The organism is Kitasatospora sp. GP30, assembly GCF_029892145.1.
In the GTDB taxonomy this organism is placed as follows: domain Bacteria; phylum Actinomycetota; class Actinomycetes; order Streptomycetales; family Streptomycetaceae; genus Kitasatospora; species Kitasatospora acidiphila.
This window is the reverse complement of the sequence record NZ_JARZAH010000019.1, coordinates 1-21,149: the sequence shown is the minus strand read 5'-3', so window position 1 is coordinate 21,149 and position 21,149 is coordinate 1. Positions and strand designations below refer to the sequence as shown.

At 69.2% G+C, this 21,149-nt stretch carries 15 protein-coding genes and 1 pseudogene; 6 read left to right on the top strand and 10 right to left on the bottom strand.

What is annotated here, in order from left to right:
- Window positions 1–20: 20 nt before the first annotated feature.
- Window positions 21–1,418 carry an FAD-dependent oxidoreductase gene (locus tag P3T35_RS23965; protein ID WP_101384272.1) on the bottom strand — a complete coding sequence of 466 codons (1,398 nt, stop codon included), beginning with the start codon at window positions 1,416–1,418 and terminating at the stop codon, window positions 21–23.
- A 93-nt stretch (window positions 1,419–1,511) separates the two neighbouring features.
- Window positions 1,512–2,240 (bottom strand): TetR/AcrR family transcriptional regulator, encoded by a 729-nt coding sequence (locus tag P3T35_RS23960; RefSeq protein ID WP_101384273.1) that lies wholly within the window; start codon window positions 2,238–2,240, stop codon window positions 1,512–1,514.
- A 238-nt stretch (window positions 2,241–2,478) separates the two neighbouring features.
- On the opposite strand from P3T35_RS23960, the gene P3T35_RS23955 reads away from it, so the two are divergent.
- Window positions 2,479–3,927: an APC family permease gene (locus P3T35_RS23955; RefSeq protein ID WP_101384275.1), complete on the top strand. Its 1,449-nt coding sequence runs from the start codon at window positions 2,479–2,481 to the stop codon at window positions 3,925–3,927.
- 76 nt (window positions 3,928–4,003) lie between these two features.
- Window positions 4,004–5,641, top strand: a complete 1,638-nt coding sequence (locus P3T35_RS23950) for an amidohydrolase (protein ID WP_101384276.1) — start codon at window positions 4,004–4,006, stop codon at window positions 5,639–5,641.
- 892 nt (window positions 5,642–6,533) lie between these two features.
- On the opposite strand, the gene P3T35_RS23945 is transcribed toward P3T35_RS23950, so the two are convergent.
- Both P3T35_RS23945 and P3T35_RS23940 read right to left on the bottom strand, forming a co-directional pair.
- Complete coding sequence (locus P3T35_RS23945; RefSeq protein ID WP_143677022.1) at window positions 6,534–7,622, bottom strand: serine/threonine-protein kinase; 1,089 nt, start codon at window positions 7,620–7,622, stop codon at window positions 6,534–6,536.
- 1,070 nt (window positions 7,623–8,692) lie between these two features.
- Window positions 8,693–9,277 (bottom strand): TetR/AcrR family transcriptional regulator, encoded by a 585-nt coding sequence (locus P3T35_RS23940; RefSeq protein ID WP_101384278.1) that lies wholly within the window; start codon window positions 9,275–9,277, stop codon window positions 8,693–8,695.
- Between the two features lie 126 nt (window positions 9,278–9,403).
- Here P3T35_RS23940 and P3T35_RS23935 point away from each other — a divergent pair, with 126 nt between their 5' ends.
- Window positions 9,404–10,354 (top strand): NADP-dependent oxidoreductase, encoded by a 951-nt coding sequence (locus P3T35_RS23935; protein ID WP_101384279.1) that lies wholly within the window; start codon window positions 9,404–9,406, stop codon window positions 10,352–10,354.
- A gap of 445 nt (window positions 10,355–10,799) precedes the next feature.
- Here the strand turns inward: P3T35_RS23935 and P3T35_RS23930 are convergent, their stop codons facing one another.
- From P3T35_RS23930 to P3T35_RS23905, 6 genes are all read right to left on the bottom strand, one after another.
- On the bottom strand, window positions 10,800–12,365 hold the full coding sequence (locus P3T35_RS23930; protein ID WP_101384280.1) for a serine/threonine-protein kinase: 1,566 nt from the start codon (window positions 12,363–12,365) through the stop codon (window positions 10,800–10,802).
- Window positions 12,366–12,630: 265 nt separating this feature from the next.
- Window positions 12,631–13,500, bottom strand: coding sequence for an NRDE family protein (locus P3T35_RS23925; RefSeq protein WP_101384281.1), 870 nt, complete (start codon window positions 13,498–13,500; stop codon window positions 12,631–12,633).
- 2 nt (window positions 13,501–13,502) lie between these two features.
- A complete protein-coding gene (locus tag P3T35_RS23920) occupies window positions 13,503–14,054 on the bottom strand; it encodes an NUDIX hydrolase (RefSeq protein WP_101384282.1) in 552 nt (183 codons plus the stop codon).
- A complete protein-coding gene (locus tag P3T35_RS23915) occupies window positions 14,051–14,566 on the bottom strand; it encodes an NUDIX hydrolase (RefSeq protein WP_101384283.1) in 516 nt (171 codons plus the stop codon). Before P3T35_RS23915 ends, P3T35_RS23920 begins: the two co-directional genes overlap by 4 nt.
- 15 nt (window positions 14,567–14,581) lie before the next feature.
- Window positions 14,582–15,322, bottom strand: coding sequence for an aldo/keto reductase (locus tag P3T35_RS23910; RefSeq protein WP_101384284.1), 741 nt, complete (start codon window positions 15,320–15,322; stop codon window positions 14,582–14,584).
- Entirely contained in the window at window positions 15,319–15,921 is a 603-nt protein-coding gene (locus P3T35_RS23905; RefSeq protein ID WP_101385542.1) for an AAA family ATPase, read from the bottom strand. The genes P3T35_RS23910 and P3T35_RS23905 overlap by 4 nt, the downstream gene beginning before the upstream one ends.
- 749 nt (window positions 15,922–16,670) lie before the next feature.
- Between P3T35_RS23905 and P3T35_RS23900 the strand changes: the two genes are divergently transcribed.
- The 3 genes and pseudogenes from P3T35_RS23900 (at window position 16,671) to P3T35_RS23890 (ending at window position 20,839) form a co-directional block, all read left to right on the top strand.
- Window positions 16,671–17,279 (top strand): S1 RNA-binding domain-containing protein, encoded by a 609-nt coding sequence (locus P3T35_RS23900; protein ID WP_348533432.1) that lies wholly within the window; start codon window positions 16,671–16,673, stop codon window positions 17,277–17,279.
- A 718-nt stretch (window positions 17,280–17,997) separates the two neighbouring features.
- A pseudogene (locus P3T35_RS23895) lies at window positions 17,998–19,001 on the top strand (IS5 family transposase).
- Between the two features lie 281 nt (window positions 19,002–19,282).
- Complete coding sequence (locus P3T35_RS23890; protein WP_180356799.1) at window positions 19,283–20,839, top strand: serine/threonine-protein kinase; 1,557 nt, start codon at window positions 19,283–19,285, stop codon at window positions 20,837–20,839.
- Window positions 20,840–21,149 lie beyond the last annotated feature (310 nt).

The following is a 21,149-nucleotide window of genomic DNA, read 5'->3' as shown; positions in this document are numbered from 1 at the left end:
CAGGGCAGAGTGATGGTCCGTCAGCTGTCGAAGCCGAGGCCGAGCCGATCGAGGGTGCGCAGCCAGAGGTTCCGCCGGCCTTGTTGCTCGTCCGCGCGGGCGAGCGACCACTGGGTGATCCCGATGCCGGCGGAGCGGATCGGCTCCGGCGGGAAGGGAAGCGGCTTGCGCCGGACCATCTCCAGCGCCGTCCGCTCGGTGCGCTCACCGGCCAGCAGGTCGAGCATCACCTCGGCGCCGAAACGGGTCGCACCCACGCCCAGGCCGGTGTAGCCGGCGGCGTAGGCGACCCGGCCGCCGTGCGACAGGTCGAAGAAGGCGCTGAACCGGGTGCAGGTGTCGATCGCGCCGCCCCAACTGTGGCTGAACCGCACGTCCGCCAGCTGCGGGAAGGTCTCGAAGAAGTGCCGGGCGAGCGTCGCGAAGGTCTGCGGCCGCTGGTCGTGCTCGGCGCGCACCCGCGCGCCGTAGTGGTAGACGACGTCGTAGCCGCCCCACAGGATCCGGTTGTCGGCGGACAGCCGGACGTAGTGGAAGCGGTTGGTGCTGTCGGCGAAGCCCTGCCGGTTGCGCCAGCCGATCGAGGCCAGCTGCCGGTCCGTCAGCGGCTCGGTCATCAGCGCGTAGTCGTACACCGGGACGGTGTACGGGCGGTGGCGTCGCAGCAGCGACGGGAAGGCGTTGGTGGCGAGGGCGACGCGCCCGGCGAGGACCCGTCCGTACGGGGTTCGCACGGCGATCCCGGCGCCGGATCCGGCGAGGCCGGTGGCCCGGGTGTGCTCGTGGATGCGGACGCCGAGGTCCAGACAGGCCTGCTTGAGTCCCCACGCGAGGCGCGCCGGGTTGACCATCGCGACGCCGTCCTTGTCCCAGACACCGCCCAGGAAGGTCGGGGAGTCGATCTCGGCGCGCATGGCGTCCGCGTCCAGGACCGTCAGCTCGGCGCCGAAGCGGCCCGCGAGTTCGGCGAACTCCCGCAGTTCCTCGACCTGGTAGGGCTCGGTCGCCACGGTCACGGAGCCGGTGCGCTCCCAGTCGCAGTCGATGCCGTAGCGCTTGATGGCGTCCTCGATGGCCTGCAGGTTCCGGGAGCCGAGCCGCTCCAAGCGGGCGAGCTCGCCGGGCCAGCGCTGGTAGCCGTTGCCGAGGCCGTGCGTCAGGCTGGCCTCGCAGAAGCCGCCGTTGCGGCCCGAGGCGGCCCAGCCGATCTCCTGGGCCTCGATCAGGAGGACGTCGAGCGAGGGGTCCCGCTCCTTCGCGACCAGTGCGGTCCACAGCCCGCTGTAGCCGCCGCCGACCACCAGGAGGTCGCAGCGGGTCTGGGACACCAGGGCCGAGGCCGCCTGCGGCCGGCCCGGGTCGTCCAGCCAGAAGGGGAGCGGCTCGGCGTCCTGGAGCGAGCGGGCGGGATCAACCATGACGGGACTCCTACGGTGCAAGGAGGGGCTGGCCTGGGGGTTGCGCCATCTGACCGCCGTACCCGGTTCAACGTCAATGGTGTTGACATAAGCTCACGCCGAAGGCCGCCCCCGGTCCGCGTTCCGGTCGGGCAGTCGGGCGGCGATCGCGTCGAGCAGCAGAGTCAGCGCGAACGGATAGCCGCTGCGCCGCATGTCGGCGGTCAGCAGTTCGGCGGTGGCGGCGATGTTGGGGTGGCTGCCCGGGGCCAGGCGGGCGTAGCGGGACTGCCAGACGCCCAGGTCGGCCGCCTGGGCGGGAGCGGGCAGGGCCAGTGCGGCCGCGTCGAGGGCCGCGAAGGCGAGGCTCTGGTCCACGAGGGCGTGGTAGATCCGCACCGCCTCCGGGTCCGGGAAGCCGGCCGATCGCAGCACGCCGAGGATCGACTCGACGGCCAGGATCTCGTTGTCGCGCCCGGTTGTCCGGTGGGCCGCCAGCAGGGCTGCCTGGGGGTGCGCCAGGTAGGCGGAGTGGATGCGAAGTCCGATGGCGCGAAGGTCGGCCCGCCAGTCGCCGGTCGATCGCCAGCCGTGCTGGGCGCGGCCGATCAGCTCGTCGGCGATGGCGAGCAGGAGGTCGTCGGTACTGCGGAAGTACCGGTAGATCGCACTCGGATCGGCGCCTAGCGCGGCGCCGAGGCGCCGGACCGTGAGCGCCTGCGCGCCGTGCAGCCCGACCAGCCGCAAGGCGGTGTCGACGATGACGTGTTCGGAGAGGACCGTGCCCTGCTTGGTGGGTCTTCTGCGCCGCCGCTGCGGCTCGGGAGTCACTCGGTCAGCCATGGCCGGGACCTTACGACAACGGCATTGACGTGTGAAGGGCTTGCCTGTTGCATGGCCTGCCACCCGGCCCCTTCGGTCGAACTCCCCCCACACAGACGGCGGTGACCCGTTGGCAGCGACGCTCAACGACGCGGACCCTGACCCGAGATCCCGAACCACCCGCACCACCTCCACGACCGCCTCCACGACCGCCTCCACGACCGCCTCCACGACCGCCGCCACGACCGCCGAGCCCGCGATGCGCCGGTCGCTCGGCGTCGGCGGCGCCATGGCACTCGCCGCCTCCAGCACGGCGGCCACCAGCAGCATCGGCATCGGGCTCGGCCTGATGGCGGGCGTCGTCGGCCTGCACCTGCCGGCGATCATGCTGCTGGCCTTCCTGCCCGTGCTCGCCATCGCGGGCGGCTACGGACGGCTCAACCGGGTCGCGCCCGACGCCGGCAGCAGCTACCGGTGGGTGGGCGCCGCCCTCAACCCGTGGCTGGGCTTCCTGACCGGCTGGGTCAACATCCTCGGTACCGTCGTGTTCATGGCCTACACCACCACGGTGACCGGCTCGGCGGTGATCCAGTTGCTCGCCGCTGCCACCGTGCACCGGATCGCGGGACTGTCCCTCAGCCCGGACTCCACGCTGCAGTGCACCTGCATCGGCATGGTCGTGCTGATCGCCTCGGCGCTGGTCGCGGTGCGCGGGCTCGACCTCGCCGCCCGGCTGCAGAAGTACCTGCTGGTCTTCGAGTACGCCGTCCTGCTCGGCTTCTGCGGATACGGTCTGTTCGCCGGAACCCAGCCCTTCTCGCTCGACTGGTTCGATCCGTTCGGCATCCCCTCCTTCCACGCCCTCGCCCAGGGCATGGTGCTCGCGGTGTTCTGCTACTGGGGGTTCGAGTCGGTGTTCAGCGTGGGGGAGGAGGTCCACGACCCGCGTGACGCTTCTCGCGGCGGCTTCATCGCCCTCACGGTGATGATGCTGCTCTTCGTCCTCGCCGGCACCGCCTTCCAACGTGTGCTTCCCATCGATGAGTTGGTCGGCAACGGGGCACAGGGCCTGACCTACTTCGGCAACCGGCTCGCCCACCAGCCGCTCGCCGCACTGCCGTTGATCGCCCTGACCTTCTCGGCCGCCGCCTCGCTGCAGGCGTCCGTCGTACCCACCGCACGCGGCATGTTCGCGATGGGCCGCGACGGCACCCTCGGACCCGTCTGGACCCGTCTGCACCCGCGCCACCAGACCCCCGCCGCAGGCACCCTGCTGATCACGGCGGTCGCCGTCGGCCTCGCCCTGCTGTCGCTGGTCATCCCCACCGTCAGCTCGCTGATCTCCGCCGCCGTCAACGCGATCGGCATCGTGGTCGCCCTCTACTACGCCCTCACCGCCGTCGCCGCCGCCGTCCGCTTCCGGCACCTGCTGCGCACCTCACCCGTCGAGGCGCTGCGGGTGGTCGTCGCCCCGCTGCTCGGCGCGGTCACCCTGCTGGCCGTCGGCGGATACCTCGCCTGGAGCTTCTACGCCTCGGCCGACCACTTCGAACTCACCGCGGACAACGGGTGGTTCGAGCTGCTCGTGCCGGTGCTGATGGTCGGCTCCGGGCTGCTGGCCGCTGCCTGGGCCCGCTGGCACCGCCGCTCGCCGTACTTCACCGGCGGGATAGAACCGGTCGCCGAGGCCCCGGTCGGCGCCGCCTGATCCACGAATTGCTCGCCGTTGCGCCCCTTCCCACCGCGGTTCCCCAAGGGCCGCCGACCCCAGTTGGAGCACCTCCATGCACCAGGCCGACCTGGTATTCACCCACGGTCCCGTCCACACCGGGGACGGCGCCCGAACCCGGGCGAGCAGCCTCGCCGTGACCGGGGAGCGGATCACGGCCGTCGGCCACGACGAAGTACGGGAGTTGATCGGCCCGAAGACCCAAGTGATCGACCTGCGCGGCAAGTTGCTGCTGGCGGGCTTCCAGGACTCGCACATCCACGCCGTCTACGGCGGCGTGGAACTCGCCCAGTGCGACCTCACCGGTACCACCGGCGTCGACGAATACCTGCGGCGGATCCGCGAGTTCGCCGACGACCACCCCGAGCGGCCGTGGATCACCGGCGGTGGCTGGTCGATGGAGAGCTTCGACGGCGGTCTGCCGACCAGGCAGCTGCTCGACTCCGTGGTTCCGGACCGCCCGGTCTACCTGCTGAACCGCGACCACCACGGCGCCTGGGCCAACACCCGCGCGCTCGAACTCGCCGGCCTCACCCGGCAGAGCCCCGACCCGGCCGACGGCCGGATCGAGCGGGAGCCGGACGGCACGCCCAGCGGCGTCCTCCAGGAGGGCGCCACCGGCCTGGTCGCCCGGCTCGTTCCACCGACGAGCGCGGCCGAACGGCTGGCCGGGCTGCTGCGCGCCCAGGCGCTGCTGCACTCGCTCGGCATCACCGGCTGGCAGGACGCCCTGCTCGGCGAGTTCAACGGCCAGCCCGACCCCTCGGACGCCTACTTCGCCGCCGCCCGGGACGGTTCCCTCACGGCCAGGGTCAACGGCGCCCTCTGGTGGGACCGCGACCGGGGCGCGGAGCAGATCCCGGAGCTGGCCGACCGGCGGGCGGCACTGCGCAACGGCCGCTTCCGGGCGGACTCGGTCAAGATCATGCAGGACGGCATCGCGGAGAACTTCACCGCCGCGATGAGCAGCCCGTACCTGGACGCCTGCGGCTGCGCCACGGCCAACTCCGGCCTGAGCTTCGTGGATCCGGTGGCTCTGCGGTCCCACGTCACCGCGCTGGACGAGCTCGATTTCCAGGTGCACTTCCACGCCCTGGGCGACCGCGCGGTGCGCGAAGCACTGGACGCCGTCGAGGCCGCCCGGGCCGCCAACGGCCGCCGGGCGACCCGGCACCACCTCGCCCACCTCCAGGTGGTCCACCCCGACGACGTGCCACGCTTCGCCCGGCTCGGTGCGATCGCCAACATCCAGCCGCTGTGGGCCGCCCACGAGCCGCAGATGGACGAACTGACCATCCCGTTCCTCGGTCCCGAACGCGCCGCCTGGCAGTACCCGTTCGGCTCGCTGCTGCGGGCCGGCGCCACGCTCGCAGCCGGCAGCGACTGGCCCGTCAGCAGCCCCGACCCGATCGCCGGCCTGCACGTCGCGGTCAACCGGACGGAACCGGGAGCCACCGACGGCCGGGTCTTCCTGCCCGAGCAGCGTCTCGACCTGGCCAGCGCGGTCGCCGCCTACACGGCGGGCTCGGCGCACGTCAACGGGCTGGACGACACCGGCAGTCTGCGAGTCGGCCAACTGGCGGACCTGGTGGTGCTCGACCGCGACCTCTTCGCCGCGCCGGCGGAGGAGATCTGCGCGGCCCGAGTCCTGCGGACCTATGTGGGTGGGGCGCTGGTGTACTCGGCCGAGTAGGGCTGAGCCATGATCGGAGGGGGGATCCGCCGGGGGCGGAGGGGGTCCTCCCGCTGGGGGGACACGGACCGTCAGCCCACGGCGGTCGGGGGTGGTGGGGGTCCTGGAACTATCGTGACTGTGGGGTATCGGTGCTGCCGGCCTCGACGGCAGCACCGACAGCCCTGCGCCGAGCGTGCCCGCCACGGAGCGATGGAACTGTCCGGGGCGGGCCACCTGCGAGTAGACCGCGGGCCTGCGCTGATCGACGGTGTTGTGCGCTCACGCCTCCTTCGTCGACGAGGGAGGGGAGGCGATGGCATGGACGTGCTGGGTCTCGGAACCCGGCCACTGGACCTGCCCCCACTGCCGAGCCTTGGGCTGAACTGGGCCGGGGCGAAGATGCCCGCGTACAAGCTCGGGTCCGCAATGTTCGGGACGTGGGCCAGTGCGAGACCCCGGTAGCGCGACAGGGGGAGCTGAGGCCCCCTCGTTCCGCGTTTGGGGAACCACCCCGCGTGGGCCGGGAGCAGGGCGTGGCGTCCAACGGGGGACCATTCCCGCCGCCCTCCTCCACGGTCTGGAAGGCCAACACCACTACCCGGCCCTGAGCGCCGAGCACCCGCAGGCTCTTCTGGGCGTTCATCTGCTGCGCGGTGGGGACGGTCGAGCCGAGCGGGCTGCTGTGGCTGGTGCCCGCCGAATCCAGCCACGACAGGGTCTGCAGGTCCGCCGACGGCGCGTACAGCAGGCCGCCTGCCTCCTCGACAGCCTGGAAGTCCGGTGCCGAGGACCAGAGTTGGCGTCCCGTCGACGTGTCGTAGCCGAAGGCGCCCTGTCCCTCCGCCCACCAGGCCACAGTGGGGCCGAGCAGTGAGATTTGCGCCTCCATCAAGCCCGACAGCGTCTGGGTTCACACCGGGGCCGGCCCGCCCGGCAGCGGGCTCGGCTGCTTGGCGGCGGCACCCCAGGGGTTCGAGGCCTGCCCCACCGTCGCGCTGTTGCTCGCCGCCTGCGTGCGCCGTTCGAGCAGCAGCGGGACACCGACCGAGCAGGCCGCCACCGCGCCGACCCCGACCCCGAGACCGAGCAGGCCGCGGCGGGTGAGCGACTGCCACGTCCGCACCGGCAGCGCGGGCGGATCGGCCTGCGGCGCGCCCCGGTCGGCCTCGGCCTGCCGCTCCCGGGCGTCGAGGTCGGCGAGCAGCCACGGGCTCAGCAGTGCCGCAGGATCGGCTGGGGCCAGTGCGCCCAGCACGGCCGTCACGGCGGGCCGCTGGGCGGGGTCCTTGGCCAGGCAGGAGGCCACCAGGGGGAGCAGCGAGGCGGGCACTCCGGAGAGGTCTGGCTCCTCGTACACGACCCGGCGGTTGACGTGTGCGGGTTCACCGTCGCCGAACGGCGTTCGGCTGGTGAGTGCGTACACCAGTAGGCAGCCGAGCGAGAACACGTCGGCCGCGCCGGTGGTGGCGGAGTCGGCGACGATGCGTTCGGGGGCAACGTAGCCGGGTGTGCCGCACACCATGCCGGTCCGGGTCAGGTGTGCGGCGTCGAAGGCGCGGCTGATCCCGAAGTCGATGACGCGCGGACCGTCCCGCGCGATGAGCACATTGCCCGGTTTAAGGTCACGGTGCACCAACCCGGCCGCGTGGATCGCGGCCAATGCCTCGGCGAGGGCCGCTCCCAGGGCCCGTGTTCCCGTCTCGCCGAGGGTGCCGAACCGCAGGACAACCTCGCCGAGGTCCGGCGCAGGTAAGTAGGACGTGGCCATCCACGGCCGGCGACCGCGCGGTTCCGCGTCCACCACGGGTGGCGTGTGAAAGCCGGTCACCCGCCGCGCGGCCTCGACCTCCTGCCGGAAGCGTCGCTGGAACTGCGGGTCCTCGGCGTACTCAGCCCTGATCACGTTCACCGCGAGCAGTCTCAGCCCGGGTGAGCGGGCCAGGTACACCTCCCCCATCCCACCCTCGCCCAACGGCCGCAGCAACTGGTGCGGGCCCACGAACACAGCTTGCTGCGTCCGTATGCCGTCGGTTTTCCTATAGGCAGCCACCAAGCCTCCCCCGAACGTGTTGCCGTCGTCACAGACAGACACAGTGACACGCACGACTCATCCTGCGACACCGCTTCGCACAATGGCTTGCTATCCCACCGACAGCCGGGCACGCTGCGGGAGCTCACCCGGGCCGCAAACCGGGTTGGCGCGAGCTGGATGGCATCGTCTGCGGGGTTCGGGGGCAGTGCCTCCCTACTGCGTTGCCGAAGGACCGCAGTGCCGCGTCGCGGTCCTCACTGATGTCCGCGGCGACCGCAGCCACGAACCCATCGAGGTGGTCAGCCTATGACGGTGGCTGGCGACAGTCCGGCCGAGTTGCCCAAGAACTGTTCCAACGCGGGCACGAAGACGCCGACGACGTCGGCGGCGTGTGAGTAGCCGGAGGCGAGTCTGAGCCTGCCTTGGGCCAGGAAGACATGCGGCGGCTACGAGAGCTGGTGTCTCGTGTGGAAGAGGGACGCTCTGTAATGCTGGCTACCCTCCTGGACCGGATGGAAGACCTGCAGGACTGACTCTGTGTAAATCCGGTTTCTCGGACATAGGCCGACCACGGTAAACGGCAAGGTCAGGGCGAGATAGAAGATGCCCGCCGTCAGCATCAGGTGCGCTGCACCGGGGAGATCCACCGCTCGACTCACGTTGCACCTACAGTAATGAGCGGTATTGCATCGGATGCAACATGCGGCGCCGCGCATGAATGGCCGTGATCAGGGATTTCATCGGCGCGGCCCGTGGGCTGGTGCCCGGACGGGTGGTCTGCGGCGCGGCTTCCGCGACTGGTGCAACGATGTTGCGTCAGATGCAACATGACGCGGGCGGTAGATCTCCCAGGGGCATCGGTCACGTAGTTGCAGAACAGCCGCAGGGCGTTCTTGTAGCTCCGCCCGACGGAGGCCGCGGACCGCTCCCGCCGCTTGGTTGAGCTCTCTGCGGCCTGTCCAGCCTCGCCTCCCTGTGTGCATTGTTCGTCGAAGCAGATGAGTTCACGTTCTCTCGGTGGGGAACTGTCAGCAGCCTCAGCGCGGACCGAGGCCGTCCATGAGGAGGTCGAGCAGGCGCTGGGCCTGGGCGGGGTCTGCGGACTTGGCGGCGACGGCGAGCATGCCGAGGATGCCGGCGGAGACGTCGTCGGCGCGGGCGTCGGCGCGAATGTCCCCGGTGGCGACGCCGGCATCCAGGATCGTGGTGATGGCCGACAGGAGCTCCTGCCGGGTGTGGGCGAGGGAGATTTCGCCGGAATCGATCATGGCCAGCAGGGTGTCGGTCATGCCGTGCTTGGTGGCCTGCCATTGTGCGAACAGGTCCATCCACAGGCGCAGTGCCTGCGCGGGCGGATGGTTGGCGAGCAACTCGCTTGCCCCGGCTGTCAGTCGGACGACCTGGTCCTGGTAGACGGCGTCGACGAGCGCTTCCCGGGTCGGGAAGTGGCGGTAGACGGTGGCCACGCCGACGCCCGCCTGTCGGGCGATCGCGCGCATTGACGGCTCGGTGTCGGAGGTGGCGAAGGCTCGGGTCGCCGCCGCGAGCACGGTCTCGCGGTTGCGCGCGGCATCGGCGCGCAGCATCTGCTGGTGGGCCGCCGGGGTCGGTTCGGTGGTCATGTCTAATCGGATCGCGTTCCATTTGAGCGGGTCGTGGGGGTTAGTCTAGACCCCGAGCAAAACGGAACGCGTTCCGATTAGCCCTTGGAGGAGATCATGTCCGTACCCGCTTCCGCGCCGGGCACCATGCGCACGGTGTGCTTCCACGAGAACGGCGAGCCCGCCGACGTCCTGCGCCTGGAGACCGCTCCCGTGCCCGAGCCGGGACCCGGCCGGATCCGTGTCGCCGTGCACGCGTGCGGACTGGCCCCGGCCGATTGGGCGCTGTGCCGCGGGCTCTTCCCCGGGAGCCTGCCGCGCGGCATCGGCTGCGACGTCTCGGGCATCGTCGACGCAGTTGGCCCAGGCGTCACGGACGTGGCCGTCGGCGACCGCGTGTTCGGCACCGCCGACTTCGCCGGCCAGCCGAGCGCCGGCGCGGCGGAGCGCGCCGTGCTGGATCACTGGTTCGCGGTGCCCGAGGGCTTGGACCTCATCCGGGCGGCCGCGCTCCCGATGGCGCTGAGCACCGCATCCTGGCACCTCGCGCGACTCGGCTTGGCCGTGAACAGCACAGTCCTGATCAACGGTGCCGGAACCACCATCGGCTACGCGGCCGTGCAGATCGCGATCATCCGCGGAGCGCGGGTGATCGCGACCGCCGGGCAGACGTACGCCGAGCAGTTGCGCGACCTCGGAGCCACGGTGGTCGGCTACGGCGAAGGCCTGGCCGAGCGGGTCAAGGCCCTTGGTGTCGGCCAGGTCGACCTCGCCTTCGACACCGCGCCGCCCAACGGCGCCCTGCCCGCACTCGTCGAGATCGTCGGCGGCGATCCCAAGCGTGTGCTGACCTGCTCCGACCTGGCTGCAGCAGCAGAGCTCGGGGTGCGCGACACCTTTCACGAAGACCCCGCGAAGCGGACTGACGGCGAACTCTTCGGCGTCTTCCCCGAATTCGCACAGCTGGCCGCCGAAGGCAGGTTCACCGTGCCGGTCGCCGCAACCTTCCCCCTCGCGGACTGGCGCAAGGCCCTTGAGATCAGCTTGACCGGGCGCGCCCGCGGGAAGCTCCTGCTCCTGCCCGCCTGCGCCGGTTGATCGAAGCGATCACCTGGGCGTGAGACGTCCAATGGGCGGATCGTCGCCCGAGAATACGTCGCCTCCGGAATAAGTGATCTCCGCCGGTGTAGCGGGTCGAATTGCCAACGACGTGCTGATCCGCGAGGTTCCTGACTACAGTAAGGGCGCTCACAGCCGGACCGCCGCACACCATGCCGGACCGCTGGGCCGAAGCCCGGCAGTTGTCACCGGTCCCGTCTCAGTTGATCTGGTCTCAATCAAGGGCTGTGACCTGCGACGACCAGATCATCTGAGACGGTGGGTCGCTGGAAGTCTCAGTTGACCTGGTCCCTGGGGGCACGAATGGCGTGCGTCGTCTCGGGTGATCTGGTCCGATGCCACCTCGAGGTTCAGTCCGGCGTGGGACGTTGAGCGTCGTCTGAAACTCCATATCTCCGGTTCCCCCGCTGTCCGCTGCCCAGGGTCAGCGCCGTGGCAGCCGCGCCGTCGCGGCGATCACCGCGGCGATCGCCGTGAGGAAAGAGAAGATCAAGGCCAGCCCGATCGCGACCCCGTTGCTCCTGTGGAAACCGAGCACGAAGTGGAGATGGGCGTCGAAGCTCGTGCCCGGCTGCGGGAGGAAGAGCCCCACCACGCACAGCAGGGACAGTCCGAACAGCGTCCACGCTGCCCATACGTGCCGCTTGAGCAGGAAGGCGGCCGGCACGAGCAGTGCCAGCGTCGCGAGCAGGCCCGACACGACGTTCATCCACACCGAGGACCGCCATTCTGTGACTGAGCCGCCGATCAGTACGTTCGCGAGGACGAACCACACCAGCGCGATCGCGGTGCAGCCCGCGAGGGCGGCCGCGAACGCGTCTGCTGGGACGGGCGCCCGGCGTCGGACCGGCGCGGGGTACGACGGTGGAACACCCTGTGGCACGGACATCCGGGGCTCCTGATTCGCTCCGCCTCCAGGACCGGCCGCGCCCAGGTGATAGGCGGCAGCGCCCTGAAGCGGCGGAGCCCACGCGCCGGGCGGCGGCTGGTTCGGTCGGTCGAGCGCGGTGGCGGTGAGCGCGCCAGGCCCCGCAGGCCCGACACCCGGTGTCGACGCGGGCGGGGTGTCGACGCGCGTCGGTACGTAGGCGGCCCCGCCCGTCCGCGCCACCTCCTCCAGTGCCGCCAGCGCCTGCGCCGCCCCGGCGCGCTGCACCGGATCCTTCGTCAGCAGCGCCGCGAGGACCACCCCCAGACCCTCCGCACGCAGCGCGGGGCGCGGCATCCCGGTGACCACGGCGATGCACAGCGCGGTGAACGTCTCGGCGCTGAACGGGGGTTCGCCCTCCACCGCGCAGTACAGCGTCGCCCCGAGCGACCACAGGTCCGTTGCGGGCGCGGGAGTCTGGCCGGAGAGCTGCTCAGGGGCCATGTAGGCGGGTGTGCCGATGAGCGTGCCGGTGTGGGTGAGCGCGATCGTGGAATCCACCATGTGCGCGATGCCGAAGTCAGTGATGATCACCCGGTCGTCCATCAGCAGGATGTTGTCCGGCTTGAGGTCACGGTGGATGATCCCGGCCGCGTGGGCGCGGCTGAGCGCGCGCAGCATCGCGGCACCGATCTCCGCGACCCTTCGGACCGGCAGCCCACCGCTCTGCTCGATCGCCGCGGCCAGGGACATTCCGGCCACATACTCCATGACGATCACGGGCGCGCCCGCGTGCTCGACCACGTCGTGCACGGTGATGATCCCGGGATGGTTCAACTGCGCGGCCGCACGCGCCTCGCGCAGGACGCGCTGGAGAAGGACCTCCCGCTGATCGGCGATTATTCCCTGTGGGAACATCACCTCCTTCACGGCGACATCCCGCTCGAGCGTCTCGTCCCGGCCCCGCCACACACGGCCCATGCCGCCTCGCCCGATCAGCTCCACGAGCCGGTACCGGCCGCCGATCAACTCTCCGCTTGACCCGCCGCCACCCCCTGAACCCCACGGCGACGAATCCGGGTCCCACATCCCGTCCGGCCCCGGTACCTCGATCTCTGCCACAGCTGGCCCCCTTCAGTTGCGCAACCTACGCAGAACCTACCTCTCCGCCCACCGCCCAAAGACAGACCACCTGAGACAGGTGAGACACCACCAGATCCGGTGAGACCGGACACCGACCGCCTCAGACGGACCAGATCAACTGAGACGGCGAGCGAATCGGACCAGATCATCTGAGACAGGGACCAGATCGACTGAGACGGGACATCACCGAACGCGGCAACGGCTCGGGCGAAGCCGGAAGATGAGGCGCGGTAGTTGGCACCGTCTACGCGCGGTAGTTGTCACCTGCATTCGTGATCACGGTCTGCAGGTCGGCAGTGATCAGCATCGGCTCCAGGACGATCCGGGCCGAGGAGCCGGGGCTGGAGTCGACGACGGCGCCGAAGTCGTAGCGCACTCGCGTGGGTGCGAGCGCGACCATGGAGAGTGACACGGAGCCCCAGACACGTCCGCTCGGTGACTCCAGGCGCCGTATCAGGGCTGCCGGGTCGTCCGGTGGTAGGCCGTCACCGCGAGCGATCGGCAGCCACTCGCCCCACGCGTCATCGTGCCGGCCGGCTGCGGGCTCAGGGCGGGCAGCGTATTGCAGTCGCGTCCGGAAGTGCGCCGCGCGGGCCGCCGCCGTCGTGCGGATGTGCGGTGGACCGGTGGGGCTGCCCGTCTGGCCGTCCAGGCCGTCGTTGAGCACGACGCTCAGACCAGCGGGTAGCTGGTGGTCCTCCGCGATGCTCCCGTTCCAGCTGATCACGCGTACGCCGCTGGGCCGGGCCAGGACCAAGTGGAATGGGTCGTACCGCTCGATCTGCCAGTTGGTGAGCTCCTTGCCGGCAGCTGCCAGGAGCGGGATCGCTCCTTGGGAAAGCCGCTGCTGCTGGGGCGCCTTCTGGCCGAAGCCGTTGAGCAGGCAGGCGGCCACCGGCTCGGCCGACCCTGCCATGGTGTCCGGGGCGACCGCGAGCCACGTTCCGCCCGCCGCCAGGTCCAGGCCGCCGGTGATGGCGGGGCTTGACGGCCAGTGGCGGCCGGGTGGCAGCCACTTCCGGTCGGTGCACTCGTCTCGGACGGCGAGCAGGACGACCGGCACCGCCGAGTCCGGGGCGAAGCTGATGAACGCCGTGCACACAACGCCTCGCATTCCTACGATGATCGGCTGTCCGCGTCGGAGCGCTCCAGGTAGCGGGAGGCCATGAGGATGCCCAACGACGCGCCGGACAAGGTGAGTCGTCCGTCGTACGCGGCATCGACTGCGTCCCGCTGCTCCCACCACTCCAGAGTCATCCCGGTCTCCGATCCGGTCAGCTGCTGCTGCCCGACGGTCAAGCCAGTCGCCAGGAAGAAGTGCAGCCGGGCGGTGTTGTGGGTCAGCAGGGCGACGTTCCCCAGCGGCGTCCACTCCCGGGCGATGAGCCCCGCTTCTTCACGTAGTTCCCGCTGCCCGGCCTCCAACGGGCTTTCTCCCGGCTCGACATGGCCACCCGGAGAGGTGACGACCTCCCCGTGGACGTAAGTGACGGAGCGGACCATGCCGATCCGTCTGTCGTCGTCCACGGGGACGATCAGGGCGCCGTCCGGCTGCTCGGTGATCCACACCTCGCTGCGCTGCCCGTCCGGCCGGGTGACCTGATCCCGGTGGATGGACAGCCGGGGAGCGGTGAAGACCGTCGCGCGGCCGTGCTGCTCCCAGATCACATCGGCCTGCCGCAGTGCAGGACGATCTGGCTCTCGTACGCGAAGGCGGTGACCAGCGCGGTCAGCCGCGCCTGCATCGTGGCCGACACCTTGCCCTCCCAGTCAGCGAGTTGATGGAACTGGTGGTCGTCATGCTCCTCCGACAGCGTGATCGACTCGACCTGCTCCCAGGTCAGCGGTCCGGTGGAAAAGAAGTAGCTGCTGACGGGAGGCCAGCCCTCGGCCGGCGACAGGAAGTCCACACCCACCGGGAACAGCTCGCCGTCGAGCCGCAGGCCGGTCTCCTCCAGGGTCTCCAGCCGGGCCCCGTCCACGGGGGCTTCGCCATCTTGGAGAATGCCGCCCGGCGCCCACCAGCGCTGCGGCCAGCCCCGGGCGGCCCTGCCCTCGCTGTAGGAGTCGTGCAGGAGCAGCAGCCGCCCTTCGGGGTCGAAGAGCAGCACGCTGGAGCTGTGCAGCGCGCGAGGTAGCGTATTGACGAACTCCTCGCGGGGCATCCAGATCTTCGCCATCGGGGTGCCTCCCGCTCAGCTCGCGGACGCGTCGAGTCCGAGCAGGTGCTCGGGGTCGGCGGTGCCAGGGATCGGCGCCACGTGCGGCCCGAGGTCCAGCAACCACCGCAGCGCCTTCGCTGGATCGAGCTGCCCGGCGTGCAGTGGCCGGTACGGGACGTACGGGATGCCGTGGTCCTGGCAGTACGCCACCGCCGCGTCGTCCGGCTCGGCGAGGTTCAGGCAGTTCTGCACCGCGGCGACCGGCACCACCTTGCAGGCCTCCTGGATCTGCTCGGGTGTCACCTTGGACAGGCCGACTTCGGCGATCTTTCCCTCCTGCCGGAGAGCCGCGAGTTCACCGACCTGGTCCACGAGCGGCACCGTCGGGTCCACCCGGTGCAGATAGCACAGGTCGATCCGCTCGGTGCCCAGGCGCCGCAGGGACGCCTCGACGGCGGCGCGCAAGTACTCGCGGCGGCCCAGCGGGCGCCACACGTTCGGCGCCGGCCGGACCATGCCGACCTTCGTGGCGAGCAGCAGAGGCTGCGGGTAGGGGTGCAGCGCGGCGCGGATCAGCTCCTCGACGGTGCGCGGACCGTAGGCGTCGGCCGTGTCGACGTGCAGGATGCCGAGGTCGTGAACGGCCGTGCGCAGCAGCGCGAGGGTGTCGGCCGGGTCGGCCGGGCCGCCCCATGCGCCCGCGCCGGTCAGGTGCATGGTGCCCAGACCCAGGCGGGGAACCGGCTTGCCCGCGATGGTGATCATCGTGTTCATGCCGTCGCCTCCCAGACGGCGGTGATCTCCTCGACCGCCATCTCGACGGTCTCAGCGTGCCCGTCGCTGGGCACCGTGATGTGCGGGACGCTGTACGCCTTCAAGGCCCGGTGCAGTTGCTGGTCCACGGCCTCGCGGAACGCGGCGTCGGTCCAGTCGGGGTCCTTGCCCGGGTGGACGGCCAGCGGCAGCGCCGGGTCCAGGAGGGTCGCCAGGAACACCGCCGGCCGGGGGCTGGCCAGCTGCGCCAGTCCGGTCAGGCGGGACAGCTCCTCGGGGTCCGGTTGCTCGTCACGGTGCTGGAGCGCGGCCAGGTAGTAGGCGAGGGCGTCGAACGTGGGGCGGTCCACGATCACTACGTCGGCGGCGAGTTCGGCTTCCAGCGCGGCGGCGCGGGTGGAACTGATGATCCAGGCGGTGGACTGGGCGGTATGGCGTGTCATCTTCGGGAAGCCGAGTTCTGCGGCGCGCTTGGCGAAGCCGCCGGTTCGGGCGACCTTGATGCCGGTGGAGCGCAGCTCCATCTCGATGCGCCGGGCAAGGGTGGTCTTGCCGGTCGAGTGGGTCCCGGCGATGTAGAGGCGAACGGGTGTCACCACAGGGTTGGCTCCTCTGGTTCGGGGGTGGGCAGGGGGGGGAGCCGGGCATACCGGGCGGGACAGCGGCGGTGATCAGCGCGTCCCAGGTGTCGTAGTGTCCGGCGAGGTCGAGCAGCAGCAGTGCGGTTGCGTAGGCGTCGTAGGCGGCGCGGCGGCGCTGGCCGGGGACGGCGGCGAGGTCGATGCCGGTCATGGTGATCAGCGCGTCGAGGCTGTAGCCGCCGGCCTTCGGGTAGGTCGCGCGAGCCAGCCGCAGGGTGTCCAGCACTCCGGCCGGCTTCCACTCGGGCATGTGCCGCAGCAGCACGCCGTAGTCCACGTGGGCGTTGTGTGCACAGATCCACGCGCCCTCCAGGTCGGCGTGCACGCGCGGTCCGATCTCCTCCCAGGTCGGCGCCGCCGTTTATCCGAACTAGAACGGGCGGGCGTACGGCTGGGCCTTCACACGGTCGTAGATCCCGCGTAGCCATGGTTGACGAATGGTGCCGGGCCGGCGAACTGCCACTCATGAGAGGCTGGATGGCATGGGCGGAGCATCGGACGATCAGGATTCCCGGGACTTTCTGGCAGCACTCAACGTCGGTGACGTCTGCCACGGAACCGCATCAGCGGTCACTCGATCTCACGGGGTCGCCGTGACTCTGGACGGATTCCCCGCGCTCCCGCTGGGGACGGTCGGACCCTTGGACGTGTCCTGGCGTCAGAGTCCTTCTGCAGCCGTGCAAGCCGGGCAGAGGATCACTGCTGAGGTGGTCGCCGTCGACCAAGAGGAAGGCCGGGCCCGGATGTCGATGGCTGCCACCGAGAATCCGGAACTCTGGGGGTTTCTGGCGTCACTTCAACGCGGCGAGATCCTTTCCGGGACGGTCGCAGCGATCGAGCGGTTCGGCGTGTTCGTGAAGCTGGACGACGGCCCCGACCACCCGGTCTATCCCGGCGTCGGATTTATCACGATCCCCGAACTGTCCTGGCGGCGCTTCGAAGCAGCCTCGGACGTCGTTCAGGTCGGCCAGCGCGTCTCGTGTGAGTTCCTCCAGTTCGACACCTGGAACGGCGAGGCAAGACTGTCCCTGCGAGCGACGCAGCCGGACCCCTCCCAGGCCATCGCAGACGGCATTGCGGTGGGCCAAACCCTGCATGGGCAGGTCACCAAGCTGGTCCCATTCGGCGCCTTCGTTCAGGTTGCCGACGGGATCGAGGGACTGATCCACCTTCGAGAGCTCACAACGACACCCGTGGAAGCCCCAGAGGAGGTCGTCCAGGTCGGCGACGAGGTCTCGGTTGTCGTCATCGAGTTTGACCGAGAACGACGCAAGCTGGCCCTCTCCAGGCGACAGGTCTCCCCAGACGTCCGGTGACTCCCAACCCGGCATCGTCACGGACCTGGGGGCTGAACCCACGGAGCGAACCGCTGGTCGGGGGCCGAATCCGCTCGCCAGTACCTCAGCACAGGCGGCCTTCCGCCAAGCTGCCGTGTGACCCTGAGCGACTCCTCGGGCGTGGGCGCGCGGAAGACTGGATCGTGAAAGGCCGCCGGGCAGCTGACGAAGAGCGGGGCGGTGAAGGCCAGTTCCAGCCCGTGGTGGTAGCTGAGGTCGTAATCGGCTGCGAGCCGGAACTGACCACTGTCCCAGGCGAGGACATCCCAGTCCCACCAGGACCCTTCAGGGAGCTCGATCGCGGCATGCGGTCGTTTGACGTCCACCTTCGGACCCTCAATCTGTTCCAACAGACCGACAGGTTACACGGAGGCGTGGAGCGCCCGGCTTGACGAGTTAGACCCCTGAGGTGTCGATGCGTGTTAGACGGAGAGCTCGGCGTCCGGTGCCAGCCGTAGGTCGGCCAGGGCAAGGAAGTCGGCGAGTTCGATGCAGCCGCCGTTGGTCCCGTCGTCCCACTCCATCCAGAGCCTGGACTCCTCGCCGTCCCACGTGTCGGGATCCTCGCTCGGATGCTGCTCGACGCTCCCCTCGCCGTGCCGGTACCGCAGATACAGGTACTAGGGCCTGTGTGATGTCGTGATCAATATTGCGGTTTCGTGCTCACCCGAAAGCGGAATCCGGTAGGACGCTGTGTGTGACGCGTAGGCAACTCACCGACGAGCAGTGGACGTTCATCGAGCCGTACTTGCCGATCGGCGAGTACGGCCCGTATCCCGAGAGACTGCGGGACCAGTTCGAGGGAGTGATCTGGCGGTTCCGCTCCGGCGCCCAGTGGCGGGAGATGCCCTCCGAGTTCGGTCCCTGGTCGACCGTCTACGGTCGCTTCCGGGTCTGGAGGGACGCCGGGGTCTTCGAGGCCCTGCCGGAGGGGATGATCGCGGAGGCCGCGAAGCGGGGTGAGGTGGACTTGTCCCTGGTCAGCGTGGACTCCACCACTGTCCGCGCCCATCACGACGCCGCCGGGATGCACCTGGACTCCGACGCTCTGGCCGCCCTGGAGAAAGCCGCCGACGAGGCGGAGAAGGCCCGCCAAAAGGGGGCGGCTCGCAAGAACAAGATGGGCAGAACGCCGGAAACGACCCGGAACGGGAAGAACGGCGACGCATCCGACGCCGACACAAGCTCCGACTGAAAGCCGCCCTGCTCGGACGCTCCAGGGGCGGACAGACCAGCAAGATCCATTGCGCCGGCGACCGCAAGTGTCGCCCGCTGGCGTTCGTCTTGACCGAGGGACAGGCCGCCGACAGCCCACAGTTCATCCCCGTGCTCAAGAAGGTACGGGTCCGGGTGCCCGTCGGTCGTCCACGCACCCGGCCCGACGCGGTCGCCGGGGACAAGGCCTACTCGTCCCGCGGCAACCGCGCCTACCTGCGCAAACGGCGTATCAAGGCGGTCATCCCGGAGAAGAAGGACCAGGCCGCCAACCGGAAGAGGAAGGGCAGCAGGGGCGGCAGACCCGTCGGCCACGACGCCGAGCTCTACAAGGAGCGGAACACCGTCGAGCGCCTGATCAACAAGCTGAAGGCCTGGCGAGGCATCGCCACACGGTTCGACAAGACCCCCGAGAGCTACCTCGCCGGCCTCCACCTTCGCGCCTCGATGATCTGGATCGATGATCTCCTGCCGACCACTGGCTGATCACAACATCACGCCCTAGGACCGAGAACTCACAATGGCTCCGTCGGCATCGGGAGCTGGTGTTGGGCCGTTCGTGGTGGCCACGGTGCACTCGGGCGGCCTCGGCATCCTCGGCACGGGTCTGACGTTGCTGCACCTGCCCGACGGCTCAAGTGCACTTCCTACGCCGCCGATGCGTATCCCACCCGTCATTGGGAACGGTTCGTGCAGGCGTGGAATCTTCTTGTCCAGCCCGTCTCTGGCGGGAACATGGCTCCTGGCGATGTCGGAGGGGACGAACGGTGAGCGTGGGGAACGGGCAGGTGATCGGCGGGCGTTACGAGTTGGTCAGCAAGCTGGGCTCGGGAGGCTTCGGGCGGGTCTGGCGAGCCCGGGACACCCGGCTCGGCGTCGATGTTGCGGTCAAGGAAATGCATCTGCCCAAAAGCTTGTCCGACGAAGAGCGCGCCGAGTTCCTCGCACGCGCGGAGCGAGAGGCAGCCAACGCCGCGCGGCTGCGAGGCCACCCCAACATCGTCACTGTGTACGACGTGATCGAGGTCGACGGAGCCCCGTGGATTGTCATGCAACTGGCGGACGGAAACTCGCTGGCTGACGAACTGAGCAGCGGTCCTCTGCCGGAAGCCAGGGTGATCTCCCTGGGGCGTGGGCTTTTGAAAGCGCTCAAGGCCGCCCATGGCATCGGGCTCGCCCACCGAGACATCAAGCCAGCCAACGTGCTGCTCACCACCGAAGGCCAGATCCTTCTCACGGACTTCGGGATCGCGGTACATGAGACGGACTCAAAGATCACCGCGACCCACATGGTGCTCGCAACACCCGGCTACGCCGCACCGGAGCGCTGGCAGGGAATTCGCGGGGACGTTCGGTCTGACATCTACTCACTCGGAGTCACACTTTACGAAGCCGCAGAGGGTGAGCTGCCCTTCCCTAAAGACGACCTTCTCGCAGCGCAGCATCAGGCTCCACGCGCCACGGGGCGGGCCGAACCTTTGGCAGGTCTCCTCCGGGAGATGCTGGCTGGTGCCCCCGAGGATCGCCCCACCGCCGACGAGGCCCTGAAACGACTCGCGCAGCCCGAAGAGGCGAAGCCCCACCCGCCGACCCAGGTGAACGAACCTGGGTCCATTCAGATCTCGTGGACTGGAAATGAGCCTCTTTCATCATATACGAATTCCAAGATGAAACGATCGCTTATCCAGCAATGGCTGCTGGCATTGCTGCTCTGCATCGTCGATAGCCTGTGCTTGTTTTACTTCGCGAGTATCGTCGATGTAGATCCGTCGTCTATGAATGGTATCCAAAAAGCGATGGCCGTCGTCATCCCTCTGGTTGGCTTCTTTGTCGGCCTGGTCGTGCCCGTGCAGCTGTGCTTCTTGCTGAATGCAACGGTCAGGCGAGTGAAGGATGACCGAGCTCGCATAGTTGGGTCTCGCTGGAGCCTGATCATCGGATCCGGGGGCATTACAACAGCCACGGCGGCCGGCAGTGATAGCTTCGCTTGGAAGGACATTCAACGCGTCGTCATCCAGCGCATCCAGAGTTCGTCGCTTCATGAATTCACAGGAGTGCATCTCGATCTTGAGCCCACCGCACCGCCCTTCACCTTGCTGCGCCCGGCAGGCTGGCCATACCAGCGTCTGCGAATCGTCACAATGGACCCTGCGATGCGGCCCCCCGTGTGTGTTCTCGGCCCTCTGAGCGAGACGCAGCGAAAGCAGCTCATCGAGGCGATCGCCGTATACGGGCGCAAACGGTGGATCCCGGCGATGGACGGCACTCAAGACATGCTCTCCTTGCGCGGCGAATTCGAACCTTTGGAGACGACGTCCCGGTAGACCGGGTCCGCTGCCTCGCCCAGCGAACGCTTCGACGCGCCCCTCTAGGAACGCCTCCAGTGAGGCGGTCGCATAGACCCGGTGGGCGACCTTCCTGGGATAGGGCAACTACTCAAGTGTTGTACGTGAGTTGTCTACGCGTCACACAGAGTCCTATCGGATTCCAGTTTCGAGTGAACATGGAACCGCAATATTGATCACAACATCACACGGGCCCTAGCTGTACTGACCACGGAGGTTGGTGACAGGGGTCACGGCGCGGTGATCTTGAAATGAGTGAGGGCCTTCTGGCTCGGTGTGGATTGCGACA